Source organism: Streptomyces sp. NPDC059851 (genome assembly GCF_042732005.1).
Lineage (GTDB): Bacteria > Actinomycetota > Actinomycetes > Streptomycetales > Streptomycetaceae > Streptomyces.
This window is the reverse complement of the sequence record NZ_JBHWJJ010000006.1, coordinates 97,406-114,573: the sequence shown is the minus strand read 5'-3', so window position 1 is coordinate 114,573 and position 17,168 is coordinate 97,406. Positions and strand designations below refer to the sequence as shown.

The following is a 17,168-nucleotide window of genomic DNA, read 5'->3' as shown; positions in this document are numbered from 1 at the left end:
GGCCCCGGTCCCCCTCCCAGGGGGGCCGGGGCCCGCGGCGTTCGGGGGCGTTCCCCGGGCTGGGGCAGGTGGCTACGGACCGGTAACCTCAGGCCATGAGCAAGCCGCCGCGCCTTACCCTGCCGTCCGACGCCCGTGCGTACCGCCTCCCGACCGCCCGCGGCGAGTTCGCCGTGCACGAGGCGGGCGAGCCGGTGCGCGGGACGGCCCTGCTGGTCCCCGGTTTCACCGGCAGCAAGGAGGACTTCATCGGCCTCCTGGAGCCGCTGGCCTCCCACGGCTACCGGGTCGTGGCGGTCGACGGGCGCGGCCAGCACGAGACCCCGGGGCCGCGCGAGGAGTCGGCGTACGCCCTGGACGAGCTGGCGCAGGACGTGCTGGCGCAGGCGGCCGCCCTCGACGGGGGTCCGGTCCACCTGGTCGGGCACTCGCTCGGCGGGCTGATCGCGCGCGCCGCCGTGCTGCGCGACGCGGCGCCCTTCGCCTCCCTCACCTTGATGAGCAGCGGGCCGGCCGCGATCGCCGAGGAGCAGCGGGAACGGACCGCGCTGCTGGTCTCCGCGCTGGAGGTGATGCGGGAGGACATGGCGGGCGTCTGGACGGCCATGCGTTCGTACGACCCGGTGGACGCGGTGCCGGACGCCCCGGAGCTGGCGGAGTTCCTGCGGGACCGGTGGCTGGCGACCGTACCGGAGCAGCTGATCGCCACGGGGCGGGTGCTGGTCTCCGAGCCGGACCGGGTGGCGGAGCTGAGGGCGGTCGCCCTGCCGAAGCTGGTCCTGTCCGGGGAAGTGGACTACGCCTGGCCGGTCCCGCTGATGGACGACATGACACAACGTCTGGGAGCCCGTCGCGTGGTGGTGCCGGGTGCGGAACACTCGCCGAACGCGGAGAACCCGCACGTCACGGCGGATGCACTGGCCGCGTTCTGGGATGCCGCCGACACCCAGTAGTTAGCTAAGGAAAAAATTTCCTTAGCGTAGGGAATTTTTGAGCATTACACTTCGTTGGTAACCGGTGCAAGGAGAACACTGACGAAGGGAGAAGCCGTGCGCTTCGAGATTCTGCGCCTGGACGACGTCGACGGGACCGCCGTGGACAGCACCGTCGTGGACGCGGCCTCCGTCAACCGGATCGTGCAGCAGGCGGCCGCCATCGGCCAGCGCATCCTGATCCGACCGGCCGAGAGTGCGTCCTCCTGACACTTCGGGGCACGACGCCGAACGCCCCCGCACCGTCCGGTGCGGGGGCGTTCGTCTGCGCGGCGCGGCGCCGGGTCGTGCCGGGCCCGCTCAGGCGCCCTGGACGACCTGCAGCACGCCGTTGATGATCTGCTGGACGGCGATGGCGGAGAGCATCATGCCCGCGAGGCGCGTCACGAGGACGACGCCGCCGTCCTTGATGACCCGGATGATCACCAGCGAGTAGCGCATGGTGAGCCACAGGACGACGTGCATGGCGACGATCGCGCACCAGACCGAGACCTGGGCGCCGACGCCGTCGGCCTTCTGGACGGCCAGGATGACGGACACGATCGCACCGGGCCCGGCGAGCAGCGGCATGCCCAGCGGCACGAGGGCGACGTTCACGTCCTTGGTCTGCTTGGGCTCGTCGGTCTTGCCGGTGAGCAGGTCGAGCGCGATGAGCAGCAGCAGGAGACCACCGGCGATCATCAGCGCCGGGACGGAGACGTGCAGGTAGTCCAGGATCTGCTGGCCGCAGATGCCGAAGACGGCGATGACGCCGAAGGCGACGCAGACGGCCTGCCAGGCCATCCGACGCTGCACCTTGACGGGCCGGCCGGAGGTCAGGGCCAGGAAGATCGGCGTGATCCCCGGCGGGTCCATAATCACGAAAAGCGTGAGAAATAGGGATCCGAAGACGGCGAAGTCGAACACAGTGATGCCTTGCAGAGAGTGGGGTGTTTCGAGGGGAAGACGAAGGGGGTGGGGCAGCACGGAGCACCATCCGGCAGCGGGCCGGGAAGGGGCTCACGCGCCGGCGGCTCCACCGGTGCCCGGCACGGGGAAGGCCCCGGTCGCACGGCGCGTGATCTCGCCGTAGACCTCGGGGTCGGTCGTGTACTCGCCGAGGCGGCAGGTCTTGCGGCTGCCGTGGTAGTCGCTGGAGCCGGTCACCAGGAGGTCCAGCTCGCCGGCCAGCGCGCGCAGCCTGGCGCGGGTGTCGGCGTCGTGGTCCATGTGGTCGACCTCGATCCCGTCCAGACCGGCGGCCGCGAGGTCGGCTATCGCGGTCTCGGGGACGCAGCGGCCGCGCTTGACGGCGGCCGGGTGCGCGAAGACGGTGACGCCGCCGGCGGCCTTGACCAGGCGGACGGCCTCGAAGGGGTCGAGCTCGTGCTTCTCCGCGTAGGCGCGGCCCCCGTCGGCGAGCCAGTCCCGGGTGAACGCGTCCGACACGGTCGGGACGACGCCCAGCTCGACCAGGGCGGTCGCGATGTGCGGGCGGCCCACGGAGCCGCTTCCGGCGATCCGCGAGACCTGCTCCCAGGTGACGTCCACGCCGAGCGCCCGAAGCTTGCCGATCATGGCCTGGGCGCGGGGGGTGCGGTCGTCGCGGACGAGCTCCCGCTCGCGCGCGAGCTCGGGCTCCTCGGGATCGAAGAGGTACGCGAGGAGGTGCATCCCGATGCCGTCGAGGCGGCAGGAGAGCTCCATCCCGGTGACGACGGTGAGCCCGCGCGGGGCCGCGGCGATGGCCTCGGCGTATCCCCCCACCGTGTCGTGGTCGGTCAGCGCGACCACGTCGAGCCCGGCGGCGGCCGCACCCAGGACCAGCTCGGCGGGGGTGTCGGTCCCGTCGGAGGCCGTGGAGTGGGCGTGCAGGTCGATGCGCACGGCCATGGCTCCAGGGGTCGCGGGTACGGGGGGACACCCCAGGATAACGTCCGGCCGCCCGGGCGGCGCCGCCGCCCCCTCCGGCAGTGCGCGCCCCGGGGTGCCCGCGCGCTACGGGTCCAGGATGCGCGGGCTCACGGCGCCGCAGGGCAGGAGTTCGAGCTCGGCTCCCGCGTCCCGCAGGTCGGTCAGCACCAGCTCGTCGTACATGAGCAGGCCCGACTGCTCCGGCCAGGCGATCGCCCACAGCCACAGCCCACGCGCCTCGCCCGCGAAGACGGCCCGGTCGTCCGGGGCGCCCTTCACGTGCCACAGCGGCGTGGGGCGGCCCGCCGCGACGACCTTGGCGTGCGGCGCGGCCGACACGTCGAGGCACGTCCCCGGGTCGGGGCCGTCGATCCCGGCGAACCGTGAGCCCAGTCCGACGCCCAGTTCCTCGGCGATGAGGAGCAACTCCCCCATTCCGCCCAGCGGTCCGGGACCCGAGCAGGCCACGGCGGTCGCCCTGCCGCCGCTGCGGTCGTCACCGGCCGAGGCCACCCCGGTGAACAGCCACCCCACCGGCAGCGGCCACGGCATCCACACCGGCACCCGCGCCCGGTGCACCACCACGCCGAGGCCCTCGACGCTGGGCGGGATGACGGGCTGGAGCGGATGCACCGCGCCGTGCACCGCGCACTGCCAGGAGTCGGAGAAGAGTCCGGGCGCCCTGACCCGGCCACCGCACTTCGGGCAACTCGGTTCGCCCCTCATAAGATGCAACGCTCCTCCCCGCCCGGCGCGCCGTCAAGACGCGATCACCCGTCCGGATGTCTCAGTCCAGCGGCACGCCGGAGCGCAGGGGGTCGCGCAGGTCCGTGCCCTGCGCGAGCCAGCGCTCCTGGAGGGCGGCCGCGCCGTGCACCCGCTTCCACGCGGCCTCGTTGGGCGTCATCGGCAGCAGGGGGAGGAACTGCACCGGGTCCATCGGCTCGTCCAGTTCGAGGTCCTCCACCAGCCCGCCCGGCTCCGCGACGAGGACGGAAGTGAACGGCGCCCCCTCCCACAGCGGCTCCCCCACGTCTAGGGAGGCGCCGGGTGCCACCACCAGCCCCTCGACCTGGGGGGAGGCGGCCAGCACCGCGAGGGGTCGCAACAGCCCGTCGGTGGCCGCGCGGCCCTCCCGCACGGTCATCACCAGCTCGGCGCGGGGGCCGCGCAGCGGGTCGGTGACCATCGCGGTGGGGTCGGTCATCGGGTTCGCGGACATGCCGAGGGTCGCGTACCGGACGAGTCCGCCTCCGGTGAAGCGGAGCACCTCGATCCGGTCGGTGCCAAGGAAGGTGACGGCGGCGCGGGCGTCGGGTTCGCCGAGGGCGCTGCGCAGCCGGGCCTCGACGAGAGCCAGAATTTCTGCCATGGAGCGAGCATAGAACTCGTATCAGGCGGGTAAAGGGCGGGTCTTGACCATCCGTCGGCTGATAGTGTTGTCCGCTGGCCGATGCCGCATGCATGGGGATACCCGAGCGATAGCCGGGAATGCATCCGGGCATCAGGCGACAGGAAGTCCTCCACGGAGGACCGGCCGGAGGAGGTGGGGACTGCGATGAAGCGAAGTCGATCGTGCAGTACCAACCGCTCTTCCGCGTCCCGTACGGGCTCCTTTCGCCCGTTTTGATCATCTGATCAGCAGAAGAGCGACGGCAGAACGTTGTCCTCCCGTCCTGTTTGTTCCTTCCGGCCGCTCCGGCATGCCCGCCCGCCTACGGTGCCGTGCCGCCCGGAAGGGGCCTCCACACCCCGTGCGGCCGCCGCCGTGCGTGCGAAGGAGCCTGCCATGTCGATGCTGCCCTACCTGCGTGCCGCCGTCCGTCCGGCCCTGCGCCGGTCCACCCCCGTCCAGCCCGGCTACGACGCCACCCGCGACCCCTCGGCGAGCAGCGCCGTGGTCGACTGCGCCGTGTACCGCGACGGCCGGCGCGTCGCCGGACCGGCCTGCCTGACGCCGCGTGAGGCGATCCGGCGGGTCCGTGAGGACGGCGGGTTCGCCTGGATCGGACTGCACGAGCCCACCGAACAGGAGTTCGCGGGGATCGCCGCCGTCTTCGGCCTCCACCCGCTCGCCGTGGAGGACGCGGTCCACGCCCACCAGCGGCCGAAGCTGGAACGCTACGACGACACCCTCTTCACCGTCTTCAAGACCATCCACTACGTCGAGCACGCCGAACTCACCGCGACCAGCGAGGTCGTGGAAACCGGCGAGGTGATGTGCTTCACCGGCACCGACTTCGTCATCACGGTCCGGCACGGCGGTCAGGGCTCCCTGCGGGGGCTGCGCCACCGCCTCCAGGACGACCCCGAGCTGCTCGCCAAGGGCCCCTCGGCCGTCCTGCACTCCATCGCCGACCACGTCGTCGACGGGTACATCGCGGTCGCGGCGGCCGTGCAGGACGACATCGACGAGGTGGAGAGCGCCGTGTTCGCGGCGCCCGCCAAGGGCAGTGCGCGCGGCGGCGACGCGGGCCGCATCTACCAGCTCAAGCGCGAGGTGCTGGAGTTCAAGCGGGCCGTCGCCCCGCTGCTGCGGCCCATGGAGCTGCTCAGCGAGCGGCCGATGCGGCTGGTCGACCCGGACATCCAGAAGTACTTCCGCGACGTCGCCGACCACCTGGCGCGGGTGCACGAGCAGGTCGTCGGCTTCGACGAGCTGCTGAACTCGATCCTCCAGGCGAACCTGGCGCAGGCGACCGTCGCCCAGAACGAGGACATGCGCAAGATCACCTCCTGGGCGGCGATCATCGCCGTGCCCACGATGATCTGCGGGGTCTACGGGATGAACTTCGACCACATGCCCGAACTCCGGTGGGAGTACGGCTACCCGATGGTGATGACGGCCATCGTCGGCACCTGCTTCACCATCCACCGCGCACTGCGCCGCAACGGCTGGCTGTAGGGGCCCTCGGGCCGGCCCCGGTTCCGCCCGGCCCGACCCCCTACGCTGTGCGCATGACTCTCAGCGCGCTCGACCTGGCCCTCGTCGAGGAGGCCACCAAGAAGTCCGGCCTGATCTGGGTCCGCGGCGACGGGGCCGACCGGGCCCTGTGGCACGCCTGGGTGGACGGCGCTGCCCACGTGCTGGGCGACGGGCCCGGGGAGCAGCCGCTGCCGGGCCTCGCGGACGGGGCGGCCGCCGAGGTGACCGTACGCAGCAAGGACAAGGGCGGCCGGCTGGTGGCCTGGACGGCTGCCGTACGGGAACTGGAGCCAGGCAGCGAGCCGTGGGATTCCGCCGTGGCCGAGCTCAAGGGCAAGCGGCTGAACGCCCCCGACTCGGAACGGATGACCGCGCGCTGGGCCCGCGAGTGCCGGCTGCTGCGCCTGGAGCCCGTCGCGGTGAGCACCGACCTGCCGGACGGGTCGCTGGCCGCGGTCCCGCAGGGCTCGCCGGCGGTCACGCGCCGGCCCGTTCCGGCCGGGCTGCCGAAGCTGCTGCTCAAGCGGCGCAAGTCCGCCCGCTGAAGCCGGCCCCGGCTACCCCGGGTTCGAGCCCTGGCCCGCGCCCGTGCCCTTGCTGGCGCCGGGGGCCGGGGAGGACGTCCCGCCCGGCGCCTTGTCCTTCGTCGTGGGCAGCTGGGAGCCGTAGTCGAGGGTCTGGTCCTGCGGGGGCGCCTCCAGCGGCACGGGCTTGCCCCAGTCGGTGAGGTCGACCGCCCCGGCGCCGCCGGCCCGCTCCATGCGCAGCGGGTACGGGGTGCCCTCCAGGGAGACCGACAGCTTGCCGCCCTTGCCCTTGTCGGCGGTCACCTGGACCGCGCGGGTGGTGCCGACCTTGGTGTAGTCCTCGACCTTGGCGAGCTTGCCGTCGAGGCCGAGCAGGCCGTCGAGCAGCACGTGCATGTCGGTGAAGCCGCGGAACTGCTTGTAGGTGGGGTCGCTCTCGGGCACCTTCACGTACTTGTCGCCGAGCTTCCCGGCCGCCTCGGACGTCCCCCAGAAGGCCGCGCTCGCCTTCAGGTAGAGCTGCTCGCCGACGCGCAGCAGCTGGAAGGTGTCCTCCTTGGACTTCACCTCGCCGGAGCCGCCGTCCTTGCCCAGGCGCACGTCCAGCGTGAAGGTTTTTCCGCCGCTGACCAGGGTGCCGGACAGGTGCACGGAGGTGGCGGCGCCGGCCGCGGCCTTCGCCTTGCCCTCGATCTGGCCCGCGGAGAGCTTGCCGACGCCGTTCGTGCCCTCGTCGGGGTCCGCGCCGCAGCCCGTGCCGGCGACGGCGAGGCCCGCGCACAGGACACCGGCCAACGCGGCCCGGCGCAGGCGCGCGGCGGGGAAGTAGGCGGTCACGGGCAGGTGCCTCTCGTCGTACGTCTTCGGGCAGCAGGCAGCGTACCCGCCCGTACGACGGGCGCCTCGCCCGCGGGGTCTCCCCGGGCGGGCGGCCCCACCAGGACGTCTGCGCGCCCCACGGGCTAGCCTGAGGGGCGGCAGGACTGACGGCGGACACGAGGCAACGGGAGGCGCCGGTATGGCTGGAGGCGCCCCGCGGATCTTCGTGTCGCATCTGTCGGGTGTGCCCGTCTTCGATCCCAACGGCGACCAGGTCGGCCGCGTCCGCGACCTCGTCGCGATGCTGCGGGTCGGCGGGCGACCGCCGCGCCTGTTGGGCCTGGTGGTCGAGGTGGTCAGCCGGCGGCGGATCTTCCTGCCGATGACCCGGGTGACGGGCGTGGAGTCCGGGCAGGTGATCACCACCGGGGTGGTGAACATGCGGCGCTTCGAGCAGCGGCCCACCGAGCGGCTGGTCCTCGGCGAACTGCTCGACCGCCGGGTGAAGCTCACCGCGACCGGCGAGGAGGCCACCGTCCTCGACGTGGCCATCCAGCAGCTGCCGGCCCGCCGCGACTGGGAGATCGACAAGATCTTCGTCCGCAAGGGCAAGGGCGGGGCGCTGCGCCGCCGGGGCGAGACCCTGACCGTGGAATGGTCGGCGGTGACCGGCTTCTCCCTGGAGGAGGAGGGGCAGGGCGCCGAGAACCTGGTCGCCACCTTCGAGCAGATGCGCCCGGCCGACGTGGCGAACGTCCTGCACCACCTGACCCCGAAGCGGCGCGCCGAGGTGGCCAGCGCCCTCGACGACGACCGTCTCGCGGACGTCCTGGAGGAGCTGCCCGAGGACGAGCAGGTGGAGATCCTCGGCAAGCTGAAGGAGGAGCGCGCCGCCGACGTCCTGGAGGCGATGGACCCGGACGACGCGGCCGACCTGCTGTCCGAGCTGCCCGAGGACGACAAGGAACGGCTGCTGACGCTGATGCAGCCGGACGACGCGGCCGACATGCGCCGCCTGCTGTCCTACGAGGAGAACACCGCGGGCGGTCTGATGACCACCGAGCCGATCGTGCTGCGGCCGGACGCGACGGTCGCGGACGCGCTGGCCCGGGTTCGGCAGGCGGACCTGTCGCCGGCGTTGGCCGCGCAGGTGTACGTGTGCCGGCCGCCCGACGAGACGCCGACCGGCAAGTACCTGGGCACGGTGCACTTCCAGCGGCTGCTGCGGGACCCGCCGTTCACCCTGGTCAGCTCGATCGTGGACACGGACCTGCCACCGCTGCGGCCGGACGCCCCGCTGGCGGCGGTGACCAGCTTCCTGGCCGCGTACAACATGGTGGCCGTGCCGGTCGTCGACGAGGGCGGCGCGCTGCTGGGCGCGGTGACCGTGGACGACGTGCTGGACCACCTGCTCCCGGACGACTGGCGGGAGACGGACTTCCATGCGGAGGAGGCCCTGGGTGGCCAATGACCGGGGGCGGGACGGCGAACAGTCCCGCGAGCGGCGCCGGGAGCAGATCCGCGAGCGGCGCGAGCAGGCGCGGGCCCACGCGCGCGAGAGCGGGCTGCTCGACGGGTCCGAGCGGGCGGAGCAGCGGGCCTCCGAGCGGGCCGAGCGCGCCCGGGCCGGGCAGTCGACGGGGTCGAGCGCGCTGACCCGCTCGCGGGTGCGCCTGGACCAGCCCCGGGCGCCGCGCCGCTCGCTGCTGCCGGAGTACGACCCGGAGGCCTTCGGGCGGCTGTCGGAGCGGGTGGCCCGGTTCCTCGGCACGGGCCGGTTCATCGTCTGGATGACGCTGGTCATCATCATGTGGGTGCTGTGGAACGTGTTCGCCCCCGACGGCCTGCGGTTCGACGAGTACCCGTTCATCTTCCTGACGCTGATGCTGTCGCTGCAGGCCTCGTACGCGGCCCCCCTGATCCTGCTCGCGCAGAACCGGCAGGACGACCGCGACCGCGTCAACCTGGAGCAGGACCGCAAGCAGAACGAGCGGTCCATCGCCGACACGGAATACCTGACCCGGGAGATCGCGGCGCTGCGGATGGGCCTGGGCGAGGTGGCGACGCGCGACTGGATCCGGTCGGAGTTCCAGGACCTGATCAAGGAGATGGACGAGCGTCGTCTATTCCCGGCGGAGAGTGACGAAGGCGACCGCTAGCGGCCTTACCGGTGGCAGGCTACCGAGCCGTACCATCGGGGGCATGGCTACCGACACAAGCTCCGCCGCCGTGCCCGAGCAGGATGCGATCCTCGACGCACTGGCGACGGTGAACGACCCCGAGATCCACCGGCCGATCACCGAGCTCGGCATGGTCAAATCGGTGGAGGTCGGCGACGGCGGTGCGGTGGCCGTCACGGTCTACCTGACGGTGTCGGGCTGCCCCATGCGCGAGACGATCACGCAGAACGTCTCCGAGGCCGTCGCGAAGGTCCCCGGGGTCACCTCGGTCGCCGTGTCGCTGGACGTGATGAGCGACGCGCAGCGCAAGGAGCTGGCGGCCACCCTGCGCGGCGGCACCGCCGAGCGCGAGGTCCCCTTCGCCAAGCCCGGCTCGCTGACCCGCGTCTACGCGGTCGCCTCCGGCAAGGGCGGCGTCGGCAAGTCCTCGGTGACGGTGAACCTGGCCGCGGCGATGGCGGCGGACGGCCTGAAGGTCGGCGTCGTGGACGCGGACATCTACGGCCACAGCGTGCCGCGCATGCTCGGTGTGGACGGCCGGCCCACCCAGGTCGAGAACATGATCATGCCGCCGTCGGCCAACGGCGTGAAGGTCATCTCCATCGGCATGTTCACCCCGGGCAACGCCCCCGTCGTGTGGCGCGGGCCGATGCTGCACCGCGCCCTCCAGCAGTTCCTCGCGGACGTGTTCTGGGGCGACCTGGACGTGCTGCTGCTCGACCTGCCGCCGGGCACCGGCGACATCGCCATCTCCGTGGCCCAGCTGGTGCCGAACGCGGAGATCCTCGTCGTCACCACCCCGCAGCAGGCCGCGGCCGAGGTCGCCGAGCGGGCCGGCGCGATCGCCGTCCAGACCCACCAGAAGATCGTCGGCGTGGTCGAGAACATGTCCGGCCTGCCCTGCCCGCACTGCGACGAGATGGTCGACGTGTTCGGCACGGGCGGCGGCCAGAAGGTCGCCGACGGCCTCACCAAGACGGTCGGCGCGACCGTCCCGGTGCTCGGCTCCATCCCGATCGACGTCCGGCTGCGCGAGGGCGGCGACGAGGGCAAGCCGGTCGTCCTGGCCGACCCGGACTCCCCGGCCGGCGCGGCACTGCGCGCCATCGCGGGCAAGCTCGGCGGCCGCTCCCGGGGCCTGGCCGGCATGTCGCTGGGCATCACCCCGCGCAACAAGTTCTGACGCGCGGCCCGGCCCAGCGGGCCGCGTCAGTGGAGGGCACCGCCGCCGGCGGTGCCCTTTCGCGTACGCGATGCGGGCTACTGCTGGTACGCGGCGAGGTCGGCGATGACGGAGAAGCCGAGGCCGTAGGCGCTCATGCCCCGCCCGTACGCGCCCAGGTGGACGCCGGCCGCGGTGGAACCGGCCAGCACCCAGCCGAACTCGGACTCCCGGTAGTGGAAGGGCATCGGCTCCCCGTCCACGGGCAGCGAGAGCACCGACCAGTCGGGCCCGTCCAGGTCGTCGGCGAGCTCCCAGGCGGCCTCGGTCTGCTGTTCCAGCCAGTCGTCGCGCAGGCTGTGGTCCATCTGGCCGGGCCAGCTGTACGCCAGCAGCCCGGAGCCGGCCAGCCAGGCCGCGGAGGAGACCGAGGTGGCCTCCAGGACGCCGGTGCCGTCGCCGCTGCGGCGCAGCGGGTTGCTCGCGACGGTGACGACCACCGCGAAGCGCTCCTTCTCGCCGGTGACGATCTCCCCGCGGACGGAGGGCTCGTCGCCGTGGCCCGTGGAGCCGTGCTCGACGGTGCCGTCGGCGCCGGTGCCGACCTGCATCAGCCAGCGCGGGCCGGTGAAGGCCTCGTCCAGTCCGTACCAGGGGAAGTCGGCCCGCAGGAAGCCCTCGAACGTGCGCCGGGCCGCGGGCCTGGCGGCCTCCTGCGACGGCGCGGGGGCCGCGGCGGGTCCTGCCGGCGCCGCGGGCACGGCCGGCGCTGCGGGTGCTGCGGCGGGTTCGGCGGGTGCTGCGGCGGCGGGTAGGTCGGGTAGCTCGGGTGCTTCTGCGGGCCGTGTGCCGACCCGGCTGCTGCTCGTCGTCTCCATCGATGCGGCCTCTCGTTCCGTTGGGTCCGGAACGGCCCTCCCCCACAGGTCGTTGGGGGGACCCCCACCTCGGGCACCCTGGTCCGGACTCATGGAGGATAGCCACCGGACCCCGGATCGCCGGGCAGGACGAGGCTCAGGTGGCGTCGGCGTCGGACCAGGTCCGCTGCTCCACGGCCGGGGCGGCGGGCTTCTTCAGCAGGTCCGGGGCGGCCTCGGGCTCGCGGCTGTTGACGGCGTCGGTTACCTCGTTCAGCTCCTTGCGCAGGTCGAAGCTGCTGCGGATGTCCCGCAGGTCCTCGTTCTCGGAGAGCTGCTTGCGGATGAACGTCTTCGGGTTCAGGTCCTCGAACTCGAAGTCCTTGAACTCCGGGCCCAGTTCGGAGCGGATGTCCTGCTTGGCGCTGTCGGAGAAGGCGCGGATCTTCCGCACGAAGCCCATGACGTCCTGGACCACCTTCGGCAGCTTGTCCGGGCCGAAGATGAGGATGCCGAGAACCACGATGGTGACCAGCTCGAGTGCGCCTATGTCGTTGAACACCTTGCCGCTCCTCGGCTCTCTTCACGTCGGGCCACGACAACGGTACCCGGCTCGGCCGGTGGGCCCCTACATCGGTGCTACATCAGCCGTGCTTTCCCCCGATCGTCATGATCCGTTCGCCGAGCCGAGGACCAGGGCCAAGGTGTGCTCGCGGCCGTCGCGGAGCACGGTGAGGCTGAGCGGGTCGCCCGGCCGGTGGGCGCGGACCTTGATGATCAGCTCGTCGCCGCCGTGCACGCGCCGGCCGTCCACCTTCGTGATCACGTCGCCCGGCTTGACCCCGGCGCGGGCCGCGGGCCCGTCGGGGGTGACGGCGGGCTTGCCGCCCTCGCCACGGCTGCCCACACGCGCGCCGTCGCCGGTGTACTCCATGTCGAGGGTGACGCCGATCACCGGGTGGGTGGCCCGGCCGGTGCGGATGAGCTCCTCGGCGACCCGTTTGCCCTGGTTGACGGGGATGGCGAAGCCGAGGCCGATGCTGCCGCTCTGCCGCTCGGCGCCGGCCTTCTCGGCTCCGCGGATGGCGCTGTTGATGCCGATCACGCGGGCCCTGGCGTCCAGGAGCGGGCCGCCGGAGTTGCCGGGGTTGATGGGGGCGTCGGTCTGGAGGGCGTCGACGTAGCTGATGTCGCTGCCGTCGCCCTTGTCGCCGCCCGCGGTGATGGGCCGGCCGGTGGCGCTGATGATGCCGGCGGTGACGGTGTTGGAGAGGTCGAAGGGGGCGCCGATGGCCACCACCGGATCACCGACCTGCACGTCCTCGGAGTTGCCGAGGGTCAGCGGCCGCAGGCCGCGCACCCCGTCGACCCGGACCACCGCCAGGTCGTAGCCGCTGTCCTGGCCCACCAGCTCGGCGCCGACGCTCTCGCCGGTGCTGAAGGTGACCGTGACGTCCTTGGCGCCCGCGACGACGTGGTGGTTGGTGAGGATGTGGCCCTGCGGGTCGAGTACGAAGCCGGTGCCGGTGCCGCCGCCCGAGGCGCCGCGGACGTGCAGGGTGACGACGCCGGGCAGTGCGGTGGCGGCGATCCCGGCCACGCTGTCGGGGGCGCGGCCCTTGCCGTTGACGGCGGCCTGCGGGAGTTCGAGGCGGGTGCTGCTGCGGCGCTCGGCGAGTACCCCGAGCCAGGCACCGGTGCCGCCGGCGAGAAGGGCGACGCCGAGGCCGAGGGCCAGCACGTGACGCAGCCGCACCACGGGCCCGCCGGCTGCCGGTCTCCCCCGGTCGGCGACCTGGAGCGGGGTGGCGCTCCACGGGTCGTACGCCGGCCCCGGCGCGGAAGCGGGGACGGGGGCCTCCGGGGCGTCCGGGCCGACCGGGGCGACCCCGGGCACGGGCACGGGTGGCGCGCCCGCTCCGTGGTCCGCTCCGTGCTCCGCGCCCTGCGCCGGCCCGGCCGCGGCCTCGGGGTCGGTGGCGGGCCCGGGGGGCGGCCCGGCGGGGCGGCTCCACCAGGACGGAGCCGGGTCGGACTGCTTCTGGTCGGCCATGGGCGCTCCCCCGATTTCCCGTGGCACCGCCGGGCGGCGCGCCTGCCGCAGATTCAACCAGGCGGGTGCCCGGCCCGGGGCGGCTACCGGCCACCCCGACCCCCGGCCAGACCCGGCCCCGCAGAGGTCAGCGGAGCAGCGAGACCGGGCGCGGGGTGGCGGACGCCGAGGGGTGGACCGGCGGCAGCGGGCCCGTGGGACGCGGGCTGGCGGGGATCCCGGACCGCGGCTCCCGGTCGCGGACCACCGCGTCGGCCACGGACACGGCGGGACCCGAGCCGGTGCCCGGCCCCGGACCGGCCCCGGACATCGGGGCCGCCGGCACGGCGGAGCGCCTGGACGCCGGGGCCTCGCCCCGCACGTTCGGCTCGACCAGCTCCAGCGGCAGCGCCCCGCCCAGCGCGAACGCCGCCAGGGACACCGCCCCGGCCGCCACGAACGCGAAGCGGCGCCGCGGCCGGCCCACCTCGTGTATCCGGAAGCCCTCCTGTGCCGGCACGGGGGCCGTGTACCCGAAGGCGCCGGGCGGCCCGGGCGGTCCCGACGGCCCGGACGGCCCGTCGGGACCCTCACCGGGCAGCCCCTGCAGCCGCGCCAGCAGCCCGGCCGACAGCGGCGGCGGGGCGCTCTCCACGAACAGGGTCTTCAGACGGCGCTGCGCGTCGGCTTCGGCCTTGCACTTGGCACACGTGGCCAGGTGCGCCAGGACACGCTCGCGCGCGTCATGGTCCAGCTCCCCGTCGACCAGGGCGGCAAGACGGTCCCCCAGGTGCTGCTCGGCGGGAGACGGGCTGACTCCGCTCACTCGGCCCCGCCCTCTCCCCCGGAACCCGGGACACCCACCGCGACCCCGGCCAGCGCACGCTGCTCCGCGCGCGCCTGGGGGGAGCGGTGCCGGAGCGCCTTGCGCAGGTGCGAACGGCCCCGGTGGATACGGCTGCGCACGGTGCCCAGCTTCACGCCGAGCGTGGCGGCGATCTCCTCGTACGACAGGCCCTCGATGTCACAGAGCACCACGGCCGCGCGGAACTCGGGCGCGAGGGTGTCCAGCGCCTGCTGCACATCGGCGTCGAAGTGGGTGTCGTGGAGCACCTGCTGCGGGGAGGGCTCGCGGCTCGGCAGCCGCTCGGCGGCGTCCTCGGCGAGCGCGTCGAAGCGGATCCGCTGCTTGCGGCGGACCATGTCGAGGAAGAGGTTGGTGGTGATCCGGTGCAGCCAGCCCTCGAACGTGCCCGGCGTGTACGTGGACAGCGAGCGGAAGACGCGGACGAAGACCTCCTGCGTCAGGTCCTCGGCATCGTGCTGATTGCCCGTCAGGCGGTAGGCGAGGCGGTAGACGCGCGCGCTGTGCGTGCTGACGATCTCCTCCCACGTGGGAGGGTTCCACGCCTGCGAGCCCGCATCGGCGGCAAAGGTCGCGGTGGTTGCGGTGTCGTCGGTGTGGATGCGGTCAGCAATGTCGGTCACGGATTTCGGCTCACCCGCCGACCAGAAGAGACGCCTGAATACGCCTCGCCGATCCACAGGCGCAGCCGCACCTCCCCTATCGGCTCTGGTGGTGTCCAGTGGAGCCCCTACCATAGCCACCCCTCCCGTCAGCTCCGGATAAGCTTTTTTGCCTTATCTTTGCCCGCGGTGCGGAGGGGCCCGGACGTCGGTCTGCCCGGTGCCGTCCGCATCCGTCCCGGTCCCGTCCCGCCCGTACGCCCCTTTTGCCTCGCTCGTCGGCGCCTCGCCGTCGACAGGTCCAACGCACGGTCCCATCTGCGGGTTCCCGACGTCAGCGGATACAGTCACCGTTGCGCCAACTACGGGGACAGGAGAGGGTCATTACCGGCAACCGGCAGACGAGCTGGGCGTTCGCCGACGCGTTTGTCGCCGAGGACGACGCTCTGCGGTGGGCCCGCGACCGGGCCAGGGAAGCGGGCCTGCGCTCCGTCTCCCCGGGCACCGGGGCCGCGCTGCGCCTGCTCGCCGCCAGCGCGGACGCCAAGGCGGTCGCCGAGATCGGCACCGGGACCGGTGTCTCCGGCATCCACCTCCTGCACGGCATGCGCCCGGACGGGGTACTGACCACCGTCGACCCCGAGGCGGACCGTCAGGCCTTCGCCCGCCAGGCCTTCCGCGCCGCCGGCTTCGCGGGCAACCGCGCCCGCTTCATCCCCGGCCGCGCGCTGGACGTGCTGCCCCGACTCGCCGACGGCGGGTACGACCTCGTGTTCTGCGACGGGGATCCCGCCGAGTCCCTCGACTACCTCGCCGAATCGTTGCGGCTGCTGCGCCCCGGCGGGCTGGTGTGCTTCGAAGGGGTCTTCTGCGACGGGCGTACGGTCGACTCCTCCGCCCAGGAGACCGAGGTGCTCCGGGTCCGGGAACTGCTGCGCAGCGTCCGGGAGAGCCCCGCACTGGAGGGGGCCCTCCTGCCGGTGGGCGACGGCCTGCTCTGCGCGGTCCGACGCTGACCCGGCTCCCCCGGGCCGGGACGGCGGGGCGTCGGGGCGTCCTCGAAGGCTCCGCCGGCGTCAGCGCAGCAGCGCGAAGGTGAGCGCGGTCGCGGTGCCGAGCACCGTGCCGGCCAGGACCTGGCCGAGCGTGTGCGCCTTGAGGACCAGCCGGGACCAACCCACGGCCACGGCGACGGGCGCCGCGAGGAGCAGCGGGGCCCCGAAGGCCAGTATCAGGATCATGACGGCCCCGCCCGCCACCGACATGTGGAGGGATATCTGCCAGCCGAGGGTCACCAGCAGGGACGAGACCAATCCGACGAGCATGGCGACGACCAGTGCGAACACCTCGCGCGGCGCCCCGAGGGCATGGCCCAGGGCCATCGCCGCGGCGACGGAGACCAGGCTCAGCGCCATCGGCACGACCCGCTGGCGGCGCACCCGGATGTGCTGGTCGGTCAGGGCGCCCCGCTTCACGCCGAGCCGGATGATCCCGATCGGCACCACCCCGCAGAACAGGGCGGCGAGCAGACCCCAGCCGAGCCCCGTCCACGAGCCGGTGCTGTGCCAGCCGACGGCCAGCAGCAGGGCGACCACGAGGTTGGCCGGGGCCAGGACGTCGGTGAGGACCCGGGCGGCCTTCTGGCGGGGGGTGCAGTCGGCGAAGGCGGGCGGGGCGGCGGCGGTGAAGGTCACGGCTCGGCTCTCGGCAGGCGCAGCCCGCACGGCGCTGCGGACGGCGGGAGCGCGGACGGAAAGAGGACGGGGAAGGACGCGCGGAAGAGGCGCAAGAGAAGGCAGGGCGGGGCGGGGCGGAAGGGCCGCTCACCCGGAGCGCCCGGCACAACACTGCCCCGGCCGCGGATCGCGGCGGCCGGGGCAGCGCAGAGCATGCAGAGTGTGCAGGTGGTGCCGACGGGTCAGCCGACGACCTTCTTCAGGGCGTCACCCAGGGCGTCCGCCTCGTCCGGCGTCAGCTCGACGACCAGCCGACCGCCGCCCTCGAGCGGTACGCGCATGACGATGCCCCGCCCCTCCTTGGTGACCTCGAGCGGGCCGTCGCCCGTTCGCGGCTTCATGGCCGCCATGCTCGTTCCCCTTCCTGAAACCAGCTCATCGTCAGCCGACGGCCCCATTCAGGCGCCTGGAAGCCGGCATCGAACACATTGCTTCCCGGCCATTATCCCGCATGTCAGGACCCGATGACCAACATCAGCCGGGAACGCTTGCGCAACGCGCTCTGCCAAAACCACTCATTTCGGGGATCCAACTGCGATACTTCGCCGCCGCTCCCGCGCGCGGCTCCGGGGGACGC

Annotated in this window: 20 protein-coding genes; 8 read left to right on the top strand and 12 right to left on the bottom strand. The window is 73.1% G+C overall.

Translation table 11 applies throughout. The annotated features are described in order from the left end of the window. Positions 1 to 95 precede the first annotated feature (95 nt). Together ACFV7Q_RS03400 and ACFV7Q_RS03395 are read left to right on the top strand one after the other, a co-directional pair. The gene (locus ACFV7Q_RS03400) at positions 96 to 953 is read left to right on the top strand and encodes an alpha/beta fold hydrolase (protein WP_385423061.1); all 858 of its coding nucleotides are present in this window, start codon (positions 96 to 98) and stop codon (positions 951 to 953) included. A gap of 96 nt (positions 954 to 1,049) precedes the next feature. After that, the gene (locus tag ACFV7Q_RS03395) at positions 1,050 to 1,202 is read left to right on the top strand and encodes a hypothetical protein (RefSeq protein WP_007266367.1); all 153 of its coding nucleotides are present in this window, start codon (positions 1,050 to 1,052) and stop codon (positions 1,200 to 1,202) included. A 90-nt stretch (positions 1,203 to 1,292) separates the two neighbouring features. Here the strand turns inward: ACFV7Q_RS03395 and ACFV7Q_RS03390 are convergent, their stop codons facing one another. The 4 genes from ACFV7Q_RS03390 to ACFV7Q_RS03375 all read right to left on the bottom strand — a co-directional run bounded on the left by ACFV7Q_RS03390 (position 1,293) and on the right by ACFV7Q_RS03375 (position 4,257). Continuing rightward, a complete protein-coding gene (locus ACFV7Q_RS03390; RefSeq protein WP_385423058.1) occupies positions 1,293 to 1,898 on the bottom strand; it encodes a MarC family protein in 606 nt (201 codons plus the stop codon). 93 nt (positions 1,899 to 1,991) lie between these two features. Beyond that, complete coding sequence (locus ACFV7Q_RS03385) at positions 1,992 to 2,858, bottom strand: PHP domain-containing protein (RefSeq protein ID WP_385423077.1); 867 nt, start codon at positions 2,856 to 2,858, stop codon at positions 1,992 to 1,994. A gap of 111 nt (positions 2,859 to 2,969) precedes the next feature. After that, positions 2,970 to 3,611 (bottom strand): DUF6758 family protein, encoded by a 642-nt coding sequence (locus tag ACFV7Q_RS03380; RefSeq protein WP_385423056.1) that lies wholly within the window; start codon positions 3,609 to 3,611, stop codon positions 2,970 to 2,972. Positions 3,612 to 3,672: 61 nt separating this feature from the next. Further along, positions 3,673 to 4,257, bottom strand: coding sequence for a suppressor of fused domain protein (locus ACFV7Q_RS03375; protein ID WP_385423054.1), 585 nt, complete (start codon positions 4,255 to 4,257; stop codon positions 3,673 to 3,675). 417 nt (positions 4,258 to 4,674) lie between these two features. Between ACFV7Q_RS03375 and ACFV7Q_RS03370 the strand changes: the two genes are divergently transcribed. Then, the gene (locus ACFV7Q_RS03370; protein WP_385423052.1) at positions 4,675 to 5,790 is read left to right on the top strand and encodes a magnesium and cobalt transport protein CorA; all 1,116 of its coding nucleotides are present in this window, start codon (positions 4,675 to 4,677) and stop codon (positions 5,788 to 5,790) included. Between the two features lie 53 nt (positions 5,791 to 5,843). Then, the gene (locus tag ACFV7Q_RS03365; protein WP_385423051.1) at positions 5,844 to 6,356 is read left to right on the top strand and encodes a hypothetical protein; all 513 of its coding nucleotides are present in this window, start codon (positions 5,844 to 5,846) and stop codon (positions 6,354 to 6,356) included. A gap of 12 nt (positions 6,357 to 6,368) precedes the next feature. On the opposite strand, the gene ACFV7Q_RS03360 is transcribed toward ACFV7Q_RS03365, so the two are convergent. After that, a complete protein-coding gene (locus ACFV7Q_RS03360; RefSeq protein ID WP_385423049.1) occupies positions 6,369 to 7,175 on the bottom strand; it encodes a hypothetical protein in 807 nt (268 codons plus the stop codon). 181 nt (positions 7,176 to 7,356) lie between these two features. On the opposite strand from ACFV7Q_RS03360, the gene ACFV7Q_RS03355 reads away from it, so the two are divergent. The 3 genes from ACFV7Q_RS03355 to ACFV7Q_RS03345 all read left to right on the top strand — a co-directional run bounded on the left by ACFV7Q_RS03355 (position 7,357) and on the right by ACFV7Q_RS03345 (position 10,520). Next, positions 7,357 to 8,628 (top strand): magnesium transporter MgtE N-terminal domain-containing protein, encoded by a 1,272-nt coding sequence (locus ACFV7Q_RS03355; protein WP_385423047.1) that lies wholly within the window; start codon positions 7,357 to 7,359, stop codon positions 8,626 to 8,628. A 94-nt stretch (positions 8,629 to 8,722) separates the two neighbouring features. Beyond that, complete coding sequence (locus ACFV7Q_RS03350) at positions 8,723 to 9,316, top strand: DUF1003 domain-containing protein (RefSeq protein ID WP_385423075.1); 594 nt, start codon at positions 8,723 to 8,725, stop codon at positions 9,314 to 9,316. Between the two features lie 43 nt (positions 9,317 to 9,359). After that, positions 9,360 to 10,520, top strand: a complete 1,161-nt coding sequence (locus ACFV7Q_RS03345; protein ID WP_385423045.1) for an Mrp/NBP35 family ATP-binding protein — start codon at positions 9,360 to 9,362, stop codon at positions 10,518 to 10,520. Between the two features lie 77 nt (positions 10,521 to 10,597). Here ACFV7Q_RS03345 and ACFV7Q_RS03340 read toward each other — a convergent pair whose 3' ends face one another. From ACFV7Q_RS03340 to sigE, 5 genes are all read right to left on the bottom strand, one after another. Beyond that, positions 10,598 to 11,377: a hypothetical protein gene (locus ACFV7Q_RS03340; protein WP_385423043.1), complete on the bottom strand. Its 780-nt coding sequence runs from the start codon at positions 11,375 to 11,377 to the stop codon at positions 10,598 to 10,600. Between the two features lie 136 nt (positions 11,378 to 11,513). Then, positions 11,514 to 11,918 carry a sec-independent translocase gene (locus ACFV7Q_RS03335; protein ID WP_385423041.1) on the bottom strand — a complete coding sequence of 135 codons (405 nt, stop codon included), beginning with the start codon at positions 11,916 to 11,918 and terminating at the stop codon, positions 11,514 to 11,516. Positions 11,919 to 12,023: 105 nt separating this feature from the next. Beyond that, a complete protein-coding gene (locus ACFV7Q_RS03330) occupies positions 12,024 to 13,409 on the bottom strand; it encodes a S1C family serine protease (protein WP_385423039.1) in 1,386 nt (461 codons plus the stop codon). Between the two features lie 127 nt (positions 13,410 to 13,536). Then, positions 13,537 to 14,214: a zf-HC2 domain-containing protein gene (locus tag ACFV7Q_RS03325; protein WP_385423037.1), complete on the bottom strand. Its 678-nt coding sequence runs from the start codon at positions 14,212 to 14,214 to the stop codon at positions 13,537 to 13,539. Further along, a complete protein-coding gene (sigE, locus tag ACFV7Q_RS03320; RefSeq protein ID WP_385423073.1) occupies positions 14,211 to 14,990 on the bottom strand; it encodes an RNA polymerase sigma factor SigE in 780 nt (259 codons plus the stop codon). The genes ACFV7Q_RS03325 and sigE overlap by 4 nt, the downstream gene beginning before the upstream one ends. Before the next feature lie 218 nt (positions 14,991 to 15,208). Here sigE and ACFV7Q_RS03315 point away from each other — a divergent pair, with 218 nt between their 5' ends. After that, positions 15,209 to 15,871, top strand: coding sequence for an O-methyltransferase (locus ACFV7Q_RS03315; RefSeq protein ID WP_385423035.1), 663 nt, complete (start codon positions 15,209 to 15,211; stop codon positions 15,869 to 15,871). Positions 15,872 to 15,931: 60 nt separating this feature from the next. Here the strand turns inward: ACFV7Q_RS03315 and ACFV7Q_RS03310 are convergent, their stop codons facing one another. Further along, positions 15,932 to 16,549, bottom strand: a complete 618-nt coding sequence (locus ACFV7Q_RS03310; RefSeq protein WP_385423033.1) for a hypothetical protein — start codon at positions 16,547 to 16,549, stop codon at positions 15,932 to 15,934. A gap of 224 nt (positions 16,550 to 16,773) precedes the next feature. Further along, complete coding sequence (locus ACFV7Q_RS03305; RefSeq protein ID WP_003966491.1) at positions 16,774 to 16,941, bottom strand: DUF3117 domain-containing protein; 168 nt, start codon at positions 16,939 to 16,941, stop codon at positions 16,774 to 16,776. Positions 16,942 to 17,168 lie beyond the last annotated feature (227 nt).